15 protein-coding genes are annotated in these 16,390 nt (G+C 44.2%); 10 read left to right on the top strand and 5 right to left on the bottom strand.

The window, feature by feature from the left end; translation table 11 throughout:
- Positions 1-124 precede the first annotated feature (124 nt).
- Entirely contained in the window at positions 125-1,153 is a 1,029-nt protein-coding gene (locus H7844_13590) for an NAD-binding protein (protein ID MEO5358311.1), read from the top strand.
- A 38-nt stretch (positions 1,154-1,191) separates the two neighbouring features.
- Here H7844_13590 and H7844_13585 read toward each other — a convergent pair whose 3' ends face one another.
- Positions 1,192-1,479: a hypothetical protein gene (locus H7844_13585; GenBank protein MEO5358310.1), complete on the bottom strand. Its 288-nt coding sequence runs from the start codon at positions 1,477-1,479 to the stop codon at positions 1,192-1,194.
- A 176-nt stretch (positions 1,480-1,655) separates the two neighbouring features.
- Here H7844_13585 and H7844_13580 point away from each other — a divergent pair, with 176 nt between their 5' ends.
- The 3 genes from H7844_13580 to H7844_13570 all read left to right on the top strand — a co-directional run bounded on the left by H7844_13580 (position 1,656) and on the right by H7844_13570 (position 5,515).
- On the top strand, positions 1,656-4,052 hold the full coding sequence (locus H7844_13580) for a response regulator (GenBank protein ID MEO5358309.1): 2,397 nt from the start codon (positions 1,656-1,658) through the stop codon (positions 4,050-4,052).
- Between the two features lie 42 nt (positions 4,053-4,094).
- A complete protein-coding gene (locus H7844_13575; GenBank protein ID MEO5358308.1) occupies positions 4,095-4,496 on the top strand; it encodes a response regulator in 402 nt (133 codons plus the stop codon).
- Positions 4,497-4,600: 104 nt separating this feature from the next.
- Positions 4,601-5,515 (top strand): hypothetical protein, encoded by a 915-nt coding sequence (locus H7844_13570; protein ID MEO5358307.1) that lies wholly within the window; start codon positions 4,601-4,603, stop codon positions 5,513-5,515.
- Here the strand turns inward: H7844_13570 and nadC are convergent.
- The 4 genes from nadC to H7844_13550 form a co-directional block, all read right to left on the bottom strand.
- Positions 5,508-6,344, bottom strand: coding sequence for a carboxylating nicotinate-nucleotide diphosphorylase (nadC, locus tag H7844_13565; protein ID MEO5358306.1), 837 nt, complete (start codon positions 6,342-6,344; stop codon positions 5,508-5,510). The genes H7844_13570 and nadC overlap by 8 nt on opposite strands.
- Complete coding sequence (locus H7844_13560; protein ID MEO5358305.1) at positions 6,341-9,193, bottom strand: valine--tRNA ligase; 2,853 nt, start codon at positions 9,191-9,193, stop codon at positions 6,341-6,343. Before H7844_13560 ends, nadC begins: the two co-directional genes overlap by 4 nt.
- Positions 9,194-9,323: 130 nt before the next feature.
- On the bottom strand, positions 9,324-10,946 hold the full coding sequence (locus H7844_13555) for a response regulator (protein MEO5358304.1): 1,623 nt from the start codon (positions 10,944-10,946) through the stop codon (positions 9,324-9,326).
- Positions 10,947-11,045: 99 nt separating this feature from the next.
- Positions 11,046-11,243 carry a zinc ribbon domain-containing protein gene (locus tag H7844_13550; GenBank protein ID MEO5358303.1) on the bottom strand — a complete coding sequence of 66 codons (198 nt, stop codon included), beginning with the start codon at positions 11,241-11,243 and terminating at the stop codon, positions 11,046-11,048.
- 520 nt (positions 11,244-11,763) lie between these two features.
- On the opposite strand from H7844_13550, the gene H7844_13545 reads away from it, so the two are divergent.
- From H7844_13545 to H7844_13520, 6 genes are all read left to right on the top strand, one after another.
- A complete protein-coding gene (locus tag H7844_13545) occupies positions 11,764-12,546 on the top strand; it encodes a carbon monoxide dehydrogenase accessory protein CooC (GenBank protein ID MEO5358302.1) in 783 nt (260 codons plus the stop codon).
- Between the two features lie 58 nt (positions 12,547-12,604).
- Entirely contained in the window at positions 12,605-13,180 is a 576-nt protein-coding gene (locus H7844_13540) for a 5-formyltetrahydrofolate cyclo-ligase (GenBank protein MEO5358301.1), read from the top strand.
- A complete protein-coding gene (gene folE / locus H7844_13535) occupies positions 13,173-13,739 on the top strand; it encodes a GTP cyclohydrolase I FolE (GenBank protein ID MEO5358300.1) in 567 nt (188 codons plus the stop codon). The genes H7844_13540 and folE overlap by 8 nt, the downstream gene beginning before the upstream one ends.
- A gap of 96 nt (positions 13,740-13,835) precedes the next feature.
- Positions 13,836-14,687, top strand: coding sequence for a bifunctional methylenetetrahydrofolate dehydrogenase/methenyltetrahydrofolate cyclohydrolase FolD (gene folD / locus H7844_13530; GenBank protein MEO5358299.1), 852 nt, complete (start codon positions 13,836-13,838; stop codon positions 14,685-14,687).
- Between the two features lie 21 nt (positions 14,688-14,708).
- Entirely contained in the window at positions 14,709-15,410 is a 702-nt protein-coding gene (locus tag H7844_13525; protein ID MEO5358298.1) for a methylenetetrahydrofolate reductase C-terminal domain-containing protein, read from the top strand.
- Positions 15,411-15,432: 22 nt separating this feature from the next.
- On the top strand, positions 15,433-16,314 hold the full coding sequence (locus H7844_13520; GenBank protein ID MEO5358297.1) for a methylenetetrahydrofolate reductase: 882 nt from the start codon (positions 15,433-15,435) through the stop codon (positions 16,312-16,314).
- Positions 16,315-16,390 lie beyond the last annotated feature (76 nt).

Below are 16,390 nucleotides of genomic sequence, written 5' to 3'. Positions count from 1 at the left end.
TTGACAACGAAATTTTGCAAGCCATTATAAAAAGGATATAACTCTGAAAAACTATCGCAAACTTCTGCAATTAGACAGTAGCTACAGCATGGCTACAGATAATTCAGGCTGTTGGTAACGAAATTTGGAAAAGAAGATACTCACCCATTATTATGAAAAATTCTTACTGGGCATAATACCTCTGTTTTTTATTTCTATCATCGGTACCATTGGATACTGGTATATAGGAAATAAAAATTACTCTTTTATAGATTGTTTTTATATGACCTTTTCAACCATTGCTACAATCGGCTTTGGTGAGATAATAGACATGTCACATAAACCCTACGGCAGGGTCTTTACAATCTTTCTTGCATTGACGGGCATTGGAACAATGAGCTATTTACTTTCAAACTTCACAGCTTTTATCATAGAGGGAGACCTAAAGGAGGCATACTGGATAAATAAAATGGAAAACAAGATAAAAAAACTGTCTAATCACTATATAGTCTGCGGAGCCGAGGGCAACGGCTTTTATATAGTGGATGAATTAAATGCTACTGCGAGACCGTCAATCCTTGTAGATATTGATAAGAAAAAAATTGACAGAGTGTTGGAACTCTGCCCCGCACAACTGTATATACAAGGGGATGCCTCTGACAACAACGTGCTGCTTCATGCCGGCATAGAAAGGGCAAAGGGGCTTTTTGCCGCAGCAGGGGATGATAACCTGGACCTTGTCATATGTCTAAGTGCACGGCAGTTAAACCCTGATATTAAAATAGTAGCCCGCTGCAGGGAACTCAAAAACATTGCCAAGATGGAAAGAGCAGGGGCTGATGTGGTCGTATCCACACACTTTATCGGCGGAATGAGAATGTCCTCAGAGATGTTCAGGCCGGCTGTTGTTTCTTTTTTAGACATTATGCTCAGAGATAAATCCAAAAACCTCAGAATCGAGGAGTTCACGTTACCGGAGAGTTTTAAACCTAAAAAATTAAGCTCTATCAGCCTCAACGCACATCCCGATATTTTGCTTCTTGCTGTTAAAACCGACACCGGCTGGACGTATAATCCCAAAGAGGATTTCCTTATAAACCCCTCAGATACGTTTGTGTTCCTTGCTACACCTCAACAAAGAAAAGACATTCGGGAGGAACTAAAGGATATATAAACTAATACCAAGCAGCGTTCATAGATGTAATACCAATTCTAATCCTTTTTAAGTAAGCCGATTGCGCCCATAATGAGGATGAATGTACCGAAAAAAGCATAGAGCGGCATACCCCATTCAGTTTTTTCAAATGTAGCGATAAGGAATTCACGCTTATAAACATACCCCCAGAAAAAAACAAAACAATAGGTTATGACAAGACCCATACGAAATTTTCCCAGAAGCAAACAAATCGAATTTGCCGCAACAAACAATAGTATCTGTGCAAGGGGAATTGAGAATTCCTTGTCATTTAAAAACCCTATCAGAGTGCTTTCAGCCGCCATAGCCATTTCTATAGTACAACATTTTATAAAATTAGTGCAATTTACATCAGCACTATAAAAAAACTATAAAAAAATGCTAACATACCTATAGCCGGTTTGTTATCCATGCCGGCAAGAAGAGAGCTTGACAACCGGCGTTGCCGGTATATTATTTGAAAGGATGGACTCTACAGGTAATGGGTGAAGTGGCGGAGTCTGAAGATATGCAAGAGACACAAGCGGTTTCCGTAGATAAGTACAGGAACCTTGTGGAAAACATGCGTGACTTTGTGGTGGAAATTGACACTAACTGGCGAATCATTTTTGCTAATCATTCCTTTGCCTTAAATACAGGTTACTCCGTTGACTCTCTTTTATATACAGACATAATGGCTTATATCCATCCTGATGATATTAGCAAATGTATGCAAATAGTCGAGAAAAATGAGCTGCTTCGTTCTTCTTTAGAATACCGTTTCAGAAAAAATAACGGGACATACATGGATTTGGCGACAAACACCAATATTCTTTATGATGCAGAGGGGAACCTGACTTCCTACCTCATGGTTTCTTTCGACATAACCGCAAGAAAGCAAGCTGAGGCACAGCTTAAAATAGAGAAAGAAACGGCGGAGGCAGCCAATGTTGCAAAAAGTGATTTTATAGCCGGTATCAGCCATGAGCTCAGAACTCCAATGAATGGAATAATCGGCATGACCGAGCTTACCCTTGAAACTGAATTGTCTTCCGAACAGAGACGTAACCTTGAAATGGTCAGAGATTCTGCGCATTCTCTGTTGCATTTATTAAACAGCGTTCTTGACTATTCTAAAATGGAAGCCGGCAAATTTGAGCTCGACAGTACCGAATTTAATCTCTATGACACGGTGGAATCAGCCCTTGATCCTCTGGGCGTTCAGTTCCAGAAAAAAGGGATAAAGTTACACTGCATTATAGAGCCGGACGTTCCGGTAACTGTAATAGGGGATCCTTCAAGATTAAGGCAGATAATCATAAACATCTGCGGTAACGCTATAAAGTTTACAGAAAAGGGTAGTATAACACTTAAAATGAGCAAAGAGCGGGCGCCGGTTGCGTTAAACGGCACTGTCATGCTGAGTTGTACCATAACTGACACCGGCATAGGCATACCAAAATCAAGGATTGGGGCAATTTTTGACAGTTTCACACAGGCAGACCGTTCAACGGCCAGGAAATACGGCGGTACTGGATTGGGTCTTACGATAACCAAAAAACTCATTACATTAATGGGCGGCACTATAACTGTAACCAGCACTGTAGGGGTGGGTACGGCTTTTCGCTTCACCATTGTCTGTCGTGCCGTTACAGAGCACGGGGTTCAGCTTAAGAAAGGTTTGGCAAGGGTATTTTCCGGTAAATCCGTATTAATTGCCGACTCTGACGAATCAGGCAGAGAGGCTTTAAGGAATATGTCAAAGTGGTGTGGTTTTAGCGTCTATGAGGCTGAGAGTGTTTCTGAAATGCAAGAGGCTTTTAATCGTGCAGCAGCCTCGGGAACACCGATAAATCTGGCTATAATATCGCCTGAGTTAAGGGATTCCGACGGTCTTAGTGCAGTGATGGATATAAAATCAGAAAATAACCGGCCTGAGCTTGAAATAATCATGTTAAATTACGGATTCAGTCCTGGATTTGCAGCAAAATGTGCCCAGATAGGTGTGTCGGTTACACTGTCGATGCCGGTAAAATATCAAGCATTTGCCGAGACAACGTGCCTGGCTCTCAGTGGACAGCAGAGTGAGACACTAACTGCCGAAACAACGGTCACACTGGAAAAACACAAGACTATGAAAATACTTCTTGCCGAAGATAACGTAGTAAATCGGGAGCTGGCAGTCAGATTAATGAAAAAGAAGGGACACACGATAGTAACAGCCGTCACAGGTAAGGAGGCTTTAGAGAAACTGAGCACCGATGGCTTCGATCTTGTCTTTATGGATGTTCAGATGCCTGAGATGGACGGCTTTGAGGCTACCGGTATAATTAGAAGTGGGAAAGACAAAAGCATAAACAAAGATATAACGATAATAGCAATGACGGCACATGCGATGAAAGGCGACAGGGAAAGATGTATAGAGGCCGGTATGAATGATTTCATATCCAAACCCATTGCAGCAAGTGTGCTTTATGAAATCATAAACAAATATGCTCCGGTTGAGACCACTGAAAGTGCAGGGCGCAGTGAGGCGGTCAGGGCTGTAAAACCAAAGCTTATTGCTTTTGACGTTGAGGATTCTTTAAGTAGGCTGGGAGAGGACGTTGAGTTGCTAAAAAAACTTTGTGCGGCTTTCTTAGATGATGCACCAAAGCAGATAGAGAAGTTAAAAGCACTAATCAGAGGTACCGATGCCCGTGCAATTGAGGCGCAGGCACATACCATAAAGGGCATGGCTGCCAATATCGGGGGCTCATTAGTAAGAAATGAGGCGTTAAGAATGGAATTAGCGGCAAGAAAACCTGACATGGAAAAGGTGCGCTCTGTTTTTACTAAAATGGAATTAGAAATGAAAGATTTAATTGCGGCGGTTACAGAATATGCTGCAGGAAAATAGACGGGAATTATTATATAATTTAAAGAATGGAGGTAGCACTTTATGAGGATACTTATAGCAGAGGATGACTTTACAAGTCGCACATTGTTGCAGCATTTTTTAACACCATTTGGGGATGTGGACGTTACAGTAAACGGGGCGGAGGCGGTAGAGGCCTTCATGCTGGCTATGGATGAGGGACAGGGCTATGATCTTATCTGTCTTGACATCATGATGCCTGAACTTGACGGGTTAAAAGCGTTAAAAAATATTCGTGACAAAGAAAAGGCGATGGGAATTACACCCAATGATGAGGTTAAAATCATCATGACAACCGCCCTTGATTCCGCCAAAGATGTACTTGATGCTTACTACCGCGGCGGCTGTAACGATTATCTTACAAAACCCATTGATACCAAAAAACTGAAATCACTGATGGAAAACTACGGTTTTATCAATGATTAATTAACACCGGTACACAGGTGGGTGTTTTTGATTTTATCAACCGTTTGGCAGGTGGTTTCTTTCATATATCCGGAGGGTCTGCTTTCCCTTCGGAGTTTTTACAAATGCAGCCGCTTAAAACGGTTTTTGAGCAGGTATGGATAGATATTAAACCATCGTACGGAGCGCCATACCGTGTTTATGCCCATGTGCACAAGCCCATAGATGCGAGTAAGCCGCAGGGGAAATATCCGGGCGTGGTAATTGTGCCGGGCGGTGGCAGCTGTGGAACAGATTATGACGGCAACACTGAGGTTACGGCGGATGATGTAGCCTCTTTAGGGTTTATAGTGCTTCATTATGACCCTTGCGGGCGTGGTAAAACAGGAGGCATTGAGGATTATTGGGGTGCTAAGCATCAGGAAGAATTAGCGGGTGCTATTGATTTTTTTTCAGAACTGACGGAAGTTGACTCTCAGAATCTGGGAATTTTGTCTTTTTCTATAGGGATAACGATAGCAACAGGCGCACTTGCACGATTTCCGGTAAAAAAAGGGACAGTCAGGTATATTTTTGATTGGGAAGGGCCTTCAAACCGTGTAAACATTACAAAAAATGACACTCATAAACCATTAAAAGATTTTCCGTCCTCAAATCACCAGTTTTGGAGAGACCGAGAGGCGGCGGCTTTTATTGGTGAGATTACCTGCGGATATTTCAGATATCAGGCTGAAAATGAACATATGCAGGGCAGATTTAAGGGCCACGCCGTGGAGCTTCTCAACGGTGCTGCAATGGGAAAAGCCGCATGGAGCCGCTGTAACGATAACCCGGCTGATATTATTTACGACTACGATAAAATAGATTCATACCACTGGATACCGGAGAGCCTTAACCACAAGGGCCGAATCCTCAGGTATCTCCTTGAAATTGTAGAGCATAATAGTTGTGTGACACAGTTAAATACCACCTCAAAATCTACCGTGACGTGGACCTCTACCCCCGCCCCCACTTCAAATGGATCAACTAAACTTACATAATCTTCATACTTATGTCCACAGCCTGTGCCGAGTGTGTAATAAAACCTGTTGAAATAACGTCAACCCCGGTCCCTGCTATTGCCCTTACATTTTCAAGTTTTACATTGCCGGAGGCCTCAGTGACAACACTGCCGCTCTTTGCTCTGATAACCCCGACAGCCTCTTTCATCTGCTCAATATCCATATTATCCAACATTACGGCGTCAACGCCGCAACTGAGCGCCTCATCGAGTTGTGCAAGGGTTTTTACCTCAACCTCTGTTTTTGTCAAAAACGGAGTATTCTTTGCGCGTGCCACTGCCTTTGTAATTCCTCCGGCGGCCTTTATATGGTTGTCTTTAATTAACACTCCGTCATAGAGTCCGAACCTGTGGTTTGCCCCGCCTCCCATTGTTACAGCATACTTTTCCATGTACCTCATATTGGGTGTGGTCTTTCTCGTATCAAGAATTTTAACCGGAAGGTCTTTGACCTGAGACACAAACTTTGCAGTCAAAGTTGCAATCCCCGATAACCTCTGAATCAGGTTAAGAGCTAATCTCTCCCCCGTAAGTAATGAGACGGTTTTACCCCTGACTATTGCTATTTTATCGCCCTTTTGCACTGCTGTGCCCTCATCTGCTAAGACATCCACTGTTACAGATGTATCGAGAACCTTGAAAACCTCTCTGAAAAAAGGCATTCCGGCAACAATCATATCCTCCTTGGCAAACACCACAGCCTCCGCCTCTGTTGCCTCATCAATGGTGCACATGGTTGTTATATCCCCATGGCCGATGTCCTCTTCTAAGGCTTTTTTTATAAACTCAGACACGGAAGGTGGTATCATCGTGCTTCCTTAAGCCTACTTATGTTTTCCAGTATTCGGTCTCTCTTTAAAATATGCTCATTGTACCGCAGCCTCTCTTTATCGACAACAGCTTTAGGAGCACGCTCTATAAAGTCTTCATTGGAGAGTTTTATGTTTAAGCCGTGGATAGCCTCCTCAACCCTCTTTAGTTCCTTATCAAGCCTATCAACCTCTGTGTCAATGTCAAACAGTCCGCTTAAGGGAACGTATATTTCCATATCCGTCTTAACCGAGGTAACCGAACCCTTTGTCTTTTCTATGCTATCCCCTATCTCAAGGCTTTCCGCCTTAGTGAGAGTTACAATGAAATCTTTGTTTGCTAAGAGATTTACCTTTGCAGTGTGTGAAAAAGTCTTGATTAAAACCGGAATTTTCTTTGACGGAGAAATGTTGAATTCACCCCGGATGCTTCTGATGCCGGTTATGGCATTTATTATGAAATCCATCTGCTGCTGTGCCTCCTCATCCTGTTTTAGCATGTCGGGATAAGGAGTGAGCATTATTGTTTTTCCCTCATGCGGGTAAGAGTTCCAAATCTCCTCGGTAACAAAAGGCATAAGGGGATGTAGAAGCCTGAGGGAGGTGTCAAGAACGTAAAGAAGGCACTTTAAAGTGTCAGAGGCAATCCCTGAAGACTTTTCAAAAGACGTCTTGGACATTTCAATATACCAATCGCAAAACTCATACCATACAAATTGATAAACGGCATTTGCTGCATCATTAAACCTGTACTCATCGAGCCCTTTGTTGACCTCTGAGGCGGCAAAAGCCAGCCTGCTCATAATCCACCTTTGCGGCAGCTGCATCTGTGCAGGCTCTGTAGCACCGAGTTGTCTTTCAATTTCCTCAATAGTTAGTTTTCTATCAAATCCATATTTTTCAATATTAATATTAATAAACCGTGAGGCATTCCAGAGTTTATTAATGAAGTGTTTGTAGCCTTCCACCCTTTCCTCTGAAAACCTGATATCCCTGCCCTGGGCGGCAAAAGCCGCCAGTGAAAACCTGAACGAGTCAGTGCCATACTTATCTATCATAATCAAAGGATCAATCACATTACCCTTGGATTTACTCATCTTCTGCCCCTTTTCATCCCTTATGAGGGCATGAATATAGACGTCATGAAAGGGACTGTCTTTCATAAACTTCAACCCCATCATTATCATCCTTGCCACCCAAAAAAATAAAATATCAAAGGCTGTGACAAGGACGCTTGTCGGGTAAAATTCTCTCAGCTCTTTGGTTTTCTCAGGCCACCCCATAGTGGAAAAAGGCCAAAGCGCCGATGAAAACCACGTGTCTAAAACGTCCGGGTCCCTGATAATGTCAGCATTGCCGCAATGAGGACAACACTGTGGGGCGCTGCTGCCGGAAAAATGTTTAACCGTTATTCCTATCCTGATACTCTGGGCATTTTGAATTATATCGGTATGCTGCACACCGGCCTCTGTCAGCTGAGCATAGCTTCCCTCAGCTAGTCCTCTCATTTTTTTTGAAAGAACCACAAATATGGACTCACCACCAGGCTTACCGTCAGAGCCATTACACTTTGGACAGTACCATATAGGGATTCTGTGGCCCCACCATATTTGCCTTGATATGCACCAGTCTCTTATGCCCTCCATCCATGAGTAATAATTGTTCTTCCATCCATCGGGTATAATACGAATCCTTCCTTCCCTGACCGACTCTATGGCGTCTTTTGCCATGCCTGCAACATTGACGTACCACTGGGCCGTGGGAAGGGGCTCTATTATGGTTTTACACCTGTAACAAGCTGCAACAGAGTGGACATGTTTTTCTTCTTTTTGAATAAGGCCCCTCTCTTTAAGGTCAGCTACGACAAGTTTTCTGCACTCATATCTGTCAAGGCCTGCAAACCTGCGTCCGGCATCCGGTGTCATTGTACCGTCAAGCCCTATGACCGTAACAAAAGGTAAGTTTGGATTCTGTCTTTTGGCTATACCCTCATCGTTAAAATCATGTGAGGGCGTTACCTTCACAGCCCCGGTGCCAAAGGCCGGATCAACCTCCGTGTCGGCAACAATGGGGATGATTCTTTTTGTAAGCGGGAGTTTCAGGTTTTTCCCTATCAGGTGCTGGTACCTGGCATCCCTTGAGTTAACGGCAACAGCCGTATCCCCAAGCATTGTCTCAGGCCGTGTGGTTGCCACCACAATGTGCCCTGATTCATCCTCAAGCGGGTACTTTATGTAGGTAAGTCTTCCCTCAAGTTCCTCATGTTCGGCTTCAAGGTCGGAAAGAGCCGTGTAGCAGCGCGGACACCAGTTGATAAGCCTCAGTGCCCTGTATATAAGCCCCTCTTCAAAGAGGGTAAAAAACACCTCGGTTACAGCCTCTGAGAGCCCCTCATCCAGAGTGAAACGCTCTCTGGTCCAGTCACAGGAGGCTCCAAGTTTTTTTAACTGGTGAATTATCTGCCCGCCATAACTGTGTTTCCACTCCCAGACCCTCCTAATGAACTCATCCCGGCCAAGTTTGTGGCGGCTGAGTCCTTCTTTGTCAAGTTTTTTTTCTACAACATTTTGGGTGGCTATGCCGGCGTGGTCGGTACCGGGAATCCACAACACTTTAAAACCTTTCATCCGTTTCCACCGGCAAAGAGTATCCTGCAGGGTGGCATTTAGTGCATGTCCCATGTGCAGAGTACCGGTCACATTAGGAGGCGGAATTACTATTGAAAATGCCGGCTGCGCACTGTCGGTTTCGGGGGTGAAAAGATTGTTTTCCAACCAAAACTTATACCATTTATCTTCTATTTCCGCCGGAGTATATCCCTTCGGTGGTTCTTTTTTCGTATCTTCCATTGAAGCGATTCCTTTTATACAAAAAATTTTTCAAACACAGCCGCTATGGGTAAAGACTGTGTGTTTAAAAATATTTGTTTAATCAATCATTAACCATGGGTTGCCGGCTTCCTGTCGGAGGTTGATAGCACTATATGAATTCCGATTTTATCTGTTCTATTTCGATCTTTATCAGTTTCTCCGCCATCTGCGGCACTGTCTCCCATATAACCTTCTCAACCTCCTCTCTAAGTGTCGGGATGTTTTCCTCCAGGGTGTTTTTAATGACCCGCTCTGTTATTTCCTTTGTCATTTTAAACATTTCATTAACGGTGTTGGATAATATCCCTTTAATGGTTGCGGATATTACCTGGCTTATTATGGCATCGAGATTAATCTGGCCGATAACATCATTTATTTTTCTGTTTATAGCCTCCGAGACGCGGTCATCGAGACCGATGCTTATATTGTGGAAGTTTTCCTTAACATATGTATTGACCGAGTCCTGAAAAACAGACATAATACGTCCCTCATCAAAAAGCATATCAACCTTATGGTCAAGGCTCCTCTTAAGAATGCTTATAACATCAAAAGAAGTAAGGAGAACGTCTCCCTGCGGTCTGTATGTGGTTTCCACAGGTTGTTCTCTGTATAAATGCTCCTTAGGAGTAAAACTATCTGTATCATCGGCAGTTTCAAAGCTTGATTTCTCATCTTTAACAAAAAAACTACCGGATAACTCCTTCAAATCTTCAAAAGCACCTTTATCATCCTCAATACCTGATAAGTCAATTTGGTCAATAATTTCAGTTGCGCCCACATCCTCATCCAAAAGGTCAATAGTTGGGTCAACATCGCCCTCAGGGAATTCTTTGTCCATGTCGTCAAAGAGAGATGCGATAGATTCATCACCGTTGTCTTTACCATCTTGTTCAGCCGGAGCTGCATCCCCAGTGGTATCAAAATCTGTAAGGATGGACTCTTCAGTTGATTCAGCAACAAGTTTTCTGATATCTCCATCGAAAGAAACGGTCTCCTCCACCATTGTTTCATTAAGCAGTGCCTCTATATCGGCATCGCTCATCATAGAGGTGTTTTCCAGCTCCATAGGTTCCGCATCAGACATATCCCCCATGGATTCCTCCTCGTCACCCGAGAGGCTCTCCAGCACATCTTTAAGTTCCCTTGTGGTTAGATCATTATCCGTGAAATCCTGAAAATCATCTTTTTCATCATGCAGGGAATCATCTTCAAACACGGCGGTCTCTTCCACGTGCGTTTCTTCAAACAGGCTGTCAATGTCTTTTTCATCCATGATAGAGGACTCACCCAGCTCGATGGGCTCCTCCTCAGCGTGAGTCTCCTCGCTGCTATCGCCCAAATCCACAGACTCTGCCGCAGGGGCGGATGGAGAGACATAAGTATGTATCTTATTTAAAAACTCTTTGGAATCAAAAGGTTTGAAAAGGTAATCGTTGGCGCCTACTTCCTTTATTTTTTGCTCATTGAGGGCTTCAAACGCCCCGATAAGTAAAACAAATGGGATGTCTTTAAGGGCTTTATTAGCTTTTACCTGTTTACAGAGCTCGTAGCCGCCAAGCTTTGGCAGCTCCACATCGGCAAGGATGATGTTTGGAACCAGGGACTTTAATTTTTCTAAAGCCTCCTGCCCGTCATTTACAAAAACAACCTCGAAATCCTCTTCAGAGAGAATCAGCTCAACCACCTTGAGGATGGTTACACTGTTATTTACCAGCAAAAGTTTATTAGCCATTAAGCATTTTCATCCCTGGCACTAAAATAAGCCGCAAAAACCCGGAAGATGTATTTTTATTAATTTTGTTAAACACACGGTTTAACAGGAGGAGACGCCTCATGAACCGCCAAAACCGCCTGTCGGCATGGGGTTATTACCATAACCGGATGAAGTATCCGAACAGCTAAAGGTTGAGAACTGCTTCTTTACGTTTGTTGAATTACACGACTTACAAACTGCCCCGGATTCACCCATTTTCTGTAATACTGAAAAGAGATTGTGGCAGTCCTGACACACATACTCATATATCGGCATTAGCTTACTCCTTTTCTACGGTCTTTGTTTTAAGCATATTGTTTATAATAACACAAAATTATAGTTTTGTAAATGTTGGTTTTAACCCCAAAATCCGATATAGAAAATCGAGTCCCCCCAAAAAGGATTTTTAAGAGAAAATTTCAGGTTAAAGCATAACAATCGCTTTTTAATGAGGCCAAGCTGCAGTCAGAAGAGTAACGAGGCGGCTGGGAGCCGGCGCCGCTCCCCTTACAGGGGATTCGGAGAGTACGCCCCTGAGCTTTTGACAAAGCCCAGCGAAGTTAGACAATTGAATGCAGCTTGGTATTAAGTGAAAGCTCAAGAGGGTTTTCCTCAAGCTTCAAAAAGACTATTTTGATAAGGTCTTTAAGACTTAGATTTTTCACGGTAATTTTTAAAACTTCTGGTAATTAGGGGGAGAGGGTTTTAGGGAGAGTGCAAAGCCCTTTCCCTAACCTTCCATCTTCTTTTCTCTTAGTTTTGACATAATTACCGCAAAAGTGTTAGACTTGAGGTTATGAAAATAGCAGTAACGGGTAAGGGTGGAGTTGGTAAGACAACGTTGTCTTCGGTGTTAAGTTACCTTTATGCTAAAGAGGGTAAGATGGTGATAGCCGTGGATGCCGACCCTGACGCCAATTTGGCGACTGCACTGGGTTTTAGTGACAAGGAGATTGCAGGCATTAGGCCGATAGCTGAGATGGCAGAGCTGATAGCAGAGCGCACAGGGGCAAAGCCCGGAGCCATGGGAGGCGTATTTAAACTTAACCCCAGGGTGGATGACATACCGGAGAGTTGCAGCCGTACGGTTGAGGGAATAAAGCTCCTTGTTATGGGTAAGTCTAAGGAGGCCTCATCGGGGTGCTACTGTCCTGAAAATGTGTTTTTAAAACGTCTCCTTAAACACCTTGTTGTGGAGAGAGAGGACGTTGTAGTGGTTGATATGGAGGCAGGGATAGAGCATTTGACAAGAGGAACGGCTGAGGGGGTGGATGCCTTTATAGTAGTTGTTGAGCCCGGCAAAAGGAGCATTCAAACCGCCCTGACCGTCAGGGATTTGGCAAAAACACTCGGCGTTTCCCATGTTTTCGTTGTAGCCGGTAAGGTCAGAAACACCGCTGATATAGAATTTATAAAGAATAATATAGAAGAGATGGAATTAATTGGTTCAGTGCGTTTCAATGATGAAATATCAGAGGCTGATATGAAGGGGCTTGCAGTATTTAGAGCAGCCCCCTCGGCACTGAAAGACATTGAGACAATAAAAAGTGCACTTGATGACAAGATTTCTAAACGGTAGCCGCTAAGTAGTTTGATTCCCATGCGATACCGGCACTGTTTTCATTATGGTTTTTACAATGTTAAAAGAAGAAAAAGCGGCTTTAAGGAAAAAGATACTAAGCCTCAGAGACTCACTTGATGCTGAGGAAAAAAGACAAAGGGACAGCTATATCAAAAACAGGCTGTTTACTTTGGATGAGTTGCGTGGCGCACAGTGTGTCATGTTTTTTGCGTCTTTCAAAAGTGAGCCGGATACGTTTCCTATGATAGAGCAGGCACTTACTATGAAAAAGGACGTTATCCTTCCACGGGTCAACAGGGAAAAACACATCTTAGAGGCTTATAAAGTAACTGGTCTTAGCAGTTTAAAACCCGGATATATGGGAATTTCAGAGCCTGAGCCATCTGAGGCGCCGACAGCCGGCCGGATTGACTTAATTGTAATGCCGGGGGCTGCTTTTGACAGAGCCGGAGGACGCCTTGGGTATGGCGGCGGGTATTATGACGATTTTATATCCGCCATGAGTAAGAAACCATATCTTGTTGCCATATGTTATGCCGGGCAGGTGGTATCCGCCGTGCCTGTTGAGAGCCACGACGTCAGGGTTGATAAGATTGTGACCGATTGTGAGGTAATTGATGTCAATGGATAAGGAAAAAATAAAAGAAGGCATACGACTGATAATAGAGGGAATTGGTGAGGACCCGGGCAGACCCGGCATACTGAGGACCCCCGAAAGAGTGGCCGCCATGTATGAGGAGTTACTGTCGGGCATGGAAACCCCCTTTGAACAAATCCTTGTTCCAATAGAGGGTGAAAACCACGATGAGATGGTAATTCTAAAAGACATACAGTTTTACTCAATTTGCGAACATCACCTGCTGCCGTTTTTTGGTAAAGCCAATATCGCCTACATCCCTCATAAGGGAAACATAGTCGGCATAGGGGAGCTTGCCAAGGCGCTTGACATCTTAGCTAAAAGGCTTCAGGTGCAGGAGAGGTTAACCACCCAACTGGCCGATGCTATAATGAAAACCCTGAAACCACGCGGAACTATGGTCATAATAGAGGCCGAACACCTGTGTCTCAGTATGAGAGGCTTGAAAAAACCCGGCTCACGGGTGGTCACATCGGCTGTGCGCGGTATTTTCAGGACTAAACAGTCAACAAGAGAGGAAATGCTTGAGCTAATAAAGGGCGGCAGAGATTAGTAAAGTGTTGCGGGTAACGGGCTTTCACGTGCTTTTGGCAGGGGAGCCTGTATCCGGTGGAAAAATTATCAAAATATATTATGGGAGGTTTAATTAATGTCAGCTACGATAATAGACGGCAAGAGAGTGGCAAAGGAGATAACGGATGCTCTGAAAGCTGAGGTGGACGGCCTGAAGGCTAAAGGAGTTGTGCCTGGGCTTGCCGTGGTTTTAGTCGGTGAAAATCCAGCATCGAAAAAGTACGTTGCAAGCAAGGAAAAGACCTGTGAGACTCTTGGAATTAAGAGCATAGGCAAAAAGGTCTCTGATACTATCACGCAGGCGGAGCTGTTAAAGATAATAGATGATCTCAACAGCGACCCGGCAGTGCATGGAATTCTGGTACAATTACCCCTTCCTAAGCACCTTAGTGAGAAAGAGGTTATGCACAGGATTTCCCCGCTTAAGGATGTGGATGGCTTTGGCCCTGACTCTTTGGGCCGTCTTGTGCTCGATGAGCCGGGTTTTTTGCCGTGTACTCCGCATGGGTGCATCAAGCTGATAGAGGCCTACGGGGTGGACTGCCAGGGGAAAAATGCAGTTATCGTCGGTCGCAGCGTGATAGTGGGCAAACCCGTCTCTCTACTGCTTCTCAGAAAAAATGCAACCGTCACCGTCTGTCACAGCAAGACGGCTAACTTAAAAGAGGTCTGCCTTACTGGAGACATTGTGGTTGCCGCCGTTGGTAAGGCCGAGATGGTAAAGGGCGATTGGATTAAGCCCGGTGCCACCGTTATAGATGTCGGTATAAATGTTTCATCAGATGGAAAACTTGTTGGAGATGTTGAGTTTGAAACAGCTAAGGAAAGAGCAGGGTTTATAACTCCTGTGCCGGGTGGTGTCGGGCCTATGACTATTGCCATGCTTATGTACAATACGGTAGAAGCTGCAAAGAATATGCTAAAATAGCTCTAAAGAGAGGGGGATTCCATGATTATAACGAAAAAGAAGGACCGGGGTAAGCTTCTGCAAACTCTGGATAAGTATAACAGTTTTTATTTAATAGGGTGTTCGGAGTGTGCAGCGCTTTGTGGTACCGGCAATGATGAGGCATTAAAGGAAATGGCCGGCGATTTGCAAGCTAAAGGAAAGACGGTAACCGGTATGATTATACCCAAGACCGGCTGCCAGACTCTGGGGACAAAGGTGGAGCTGAAAAAGGACAAAGAGGCTCTGGACAATACTGACTGCATAGTGGTCATGTCCTGTGGAGCAGGTACTCAGTCAGCTGTTGAAATATACCCGGATAAGGCGGTTTATCCGTCAAACGACTCACTGTTTTTAGGTAACATGACCCGCTTTCAGATGTTTGACGAGAGATGTTCACTCTGTGGTGACTGTGTGATAGAGAAAACAGGCAGCATTTGCCCGGTAACGAACTGCCCCAAGGGGATTTTAAACGGACCATGCGGTGGAATGAAAGACGGCAACTGCGAGGTTAGCGCCGATATCAAGTGTGCGTGGGTGAGAATTTATGAGCGCCAGAAAAAACTGGGTGAGCTCGATAAGATGGAAGAGATAATTCCCGCCAAGGATTGGTCGGCAAAACAAGGCCCGCACAAGCTATACACCAGAGGGGATAAAGAGGCCGCAGGGGACAGTAAGAAAAGTAAAGAAAAGAAAGAAAAATAAAGTGACGAAGGAGAATATAACAATGAGTTTTAAAGAAGCCCTGGAATCGGGGAAATTTGTCGTTACAGCCGAGGTTGGCCCTCCTAAGGGCACAGACATCGCTGTGATGAAACACGATATGGAGTTATTAAAGGGTAAGCTGGATGCTGTAAACGTAACGGATAACCAGTCGGCGGTTATGCGCATCTGCTCGCTTGCGGTTTGTAAGCTTGCTCTTGAGCACGGGTTGGAGCCAATCTTACAGATGACTTGCAGGGACAGAAACCGAATCGGCCTTCAGTCTGACCTACTGGGCGCAAGTGTCCTGGGGATACATAATGTGCTGTGTATGACCGGTGACCATGTAAGCGCAGGGGACCAGAAAAGCGCCCGTCCTGTTTATGATATAGAAAGCGTGCAGTTGCTTCAGGTGGTTAACGGTCTCAACAACGGAAAAGACATGTCAGGGGCGGACCTTAAGGGCGCCACCTCATTTTTTCAGGGCGCTGTGGTGACACCGGAGTCTAACCCCATCGAGCCGCAATTGATGAAGTTTGAAAAAAAGGTTAAGGCCGGCGCAAGGTTTTTTCAGACCCAGGCAATTTATAATATAGACAAGTTTAAGGAGTTTATGGCTTTTGCACGTAAGTTTCCTGTAAAAATACTTGCAGGACTGGTTGTATTAAAAAGTGCAGGGATGGCAAACTTTTTAAATAATTTTGTGCCAGGCATTAAAGTACCTCAGGAGCTTATTGATGAGATGAAAGCAGCCGGTAAGGAAAAAGCACTGGATACAGGGCTTAACATAACGGCACGGCACATAAAACAGTTAAAAGAAGAAAAGATTTGTGATGGAGTTCACATTATGGCCATAGGCATGGAAGATAAGGTTCCGACAATTTTAGAAAGAGCGGGGCTTCTTTAACATTTAGAGCTCACGATCGTTTGAGACTGGTTTTTTTAAGGAAACTTTGATAAAAGTAATGCGCCTTATGTTGTCA

Source organism: Nitrospirae bacterium YQR-1 (assembly GCA_039908095.1).
Taxonomy (GTDB): Bacteria; Nitrospirota; Thermodesulfovibrionia; order Thermodesulfovibrionales; family Magnetobacteriaceae; genus Magnetomonas.
This window is presented reverse-complemented; position numbering and strand designations above follow the sequence as displayed.

What these genes read in the sequence shown, in the direction of transcription:
- nadC (MEO5358306.1), bottom strand. Translation starts at nt 6,344, where the DNA reads ATGATACCACCTTCCGTGTCTGAGTTTATAAAAAAAGCCTTAGAAGAG.
- H7844_13550 (MEO5358303.1), bottom strand. Translation starts at nt 11,243, where the DNA reads ATGCCGATATATGAGTATGTGTGTCAGGACTGCCACAATCTCTTTTCA.
- H7844_13575 (MEO5358308.1), top strand. Translation starts at nt 4,095, where the DNA reads ATGAGGATACTTATAGCAGAGGATGACTTTACAAGTCGCACATTGTTG.
- H7844_13555 (MEO5358304.1), bottom strand. Translation starts at nt 10,946, where the DNA reads ATGGCTAATAAACTTTTGCTGGTAAATAACAGTGTAACCATCCTCAAG.
- H7844_13520 (MEO5358297.1), top strand. Translation starts at nt 15,433, where the DNA reads ATGAGTTTTAAAGAAGCCCTGGAATCGGGGAAATTTGTCGTTACAGCC.
- H7844_13525 (MEO5358298.1), top strand. Translation starts at nt 14,709, where the DNA reads ATGATTATAACGAAAAAGAAGGACCGGGGTAAGCTTCTGCAAACTCTG.
- H7844_13560 (MEO5358305.1), bottom strand. Translation starts at nt 9,193, where the DNA reads ATGGAAGATACGAAAAAAGAACCACCGAAGGGATATACTCCGGCGGAA.
- H7844_13540 (MEO5358301.1), top strand. Translation starts at nt 12,605, where the DNA reads ATGTTAAAAGAAGAAAAAGCGGCTTTAAGGAAAAAGATACTAAGCCTC.
- folE (MEO5358300.1), top strand. Translation starts at nt 13,173, where the DNA reads ATGGATAAGGAAAAAATAAAAGAAGGCATACGACTGATAATAGAGGGA.
- H7844_13580 (MEO5358309.1), top strand. Translation starts at nt 1,656, where the DNA reads ATGGGTGAAGTGGCGGAGTCTGAAGATATGCAAGAGACACAAGCGGTT.
- H7844_13570 (MEO5358307.1), top strand. Translation starts at nt 4,601, where the DNA reads ATGCAGCCGCTTAAAACGGTTTTTGAGCAGGTATGGATAGATATTAAA.
- folD (MEO5358299.1), top strand. Translation starts at nt 13,836, where the DNA reads ATGTCAGCTACGATAATAGACGGCAAGAGAGTGGCAAAGGAGATAACG.
- H7844_13545 (MEO5358302.1), top strand. Translation starts at nt 11,764, where the DNA reads ATGAAAATAGCAGTAACGGGTAAGGGTGGAGTTGGTAAGACAACGTTG.
- H7844_13585 (MEO5358310.1), bottom strand. Translation starts at nt 1,479, where the DNA reads ATGGCGGCTGAAAGCACTCTGATAGGGTTTTTAAATGACAAGGAATTC.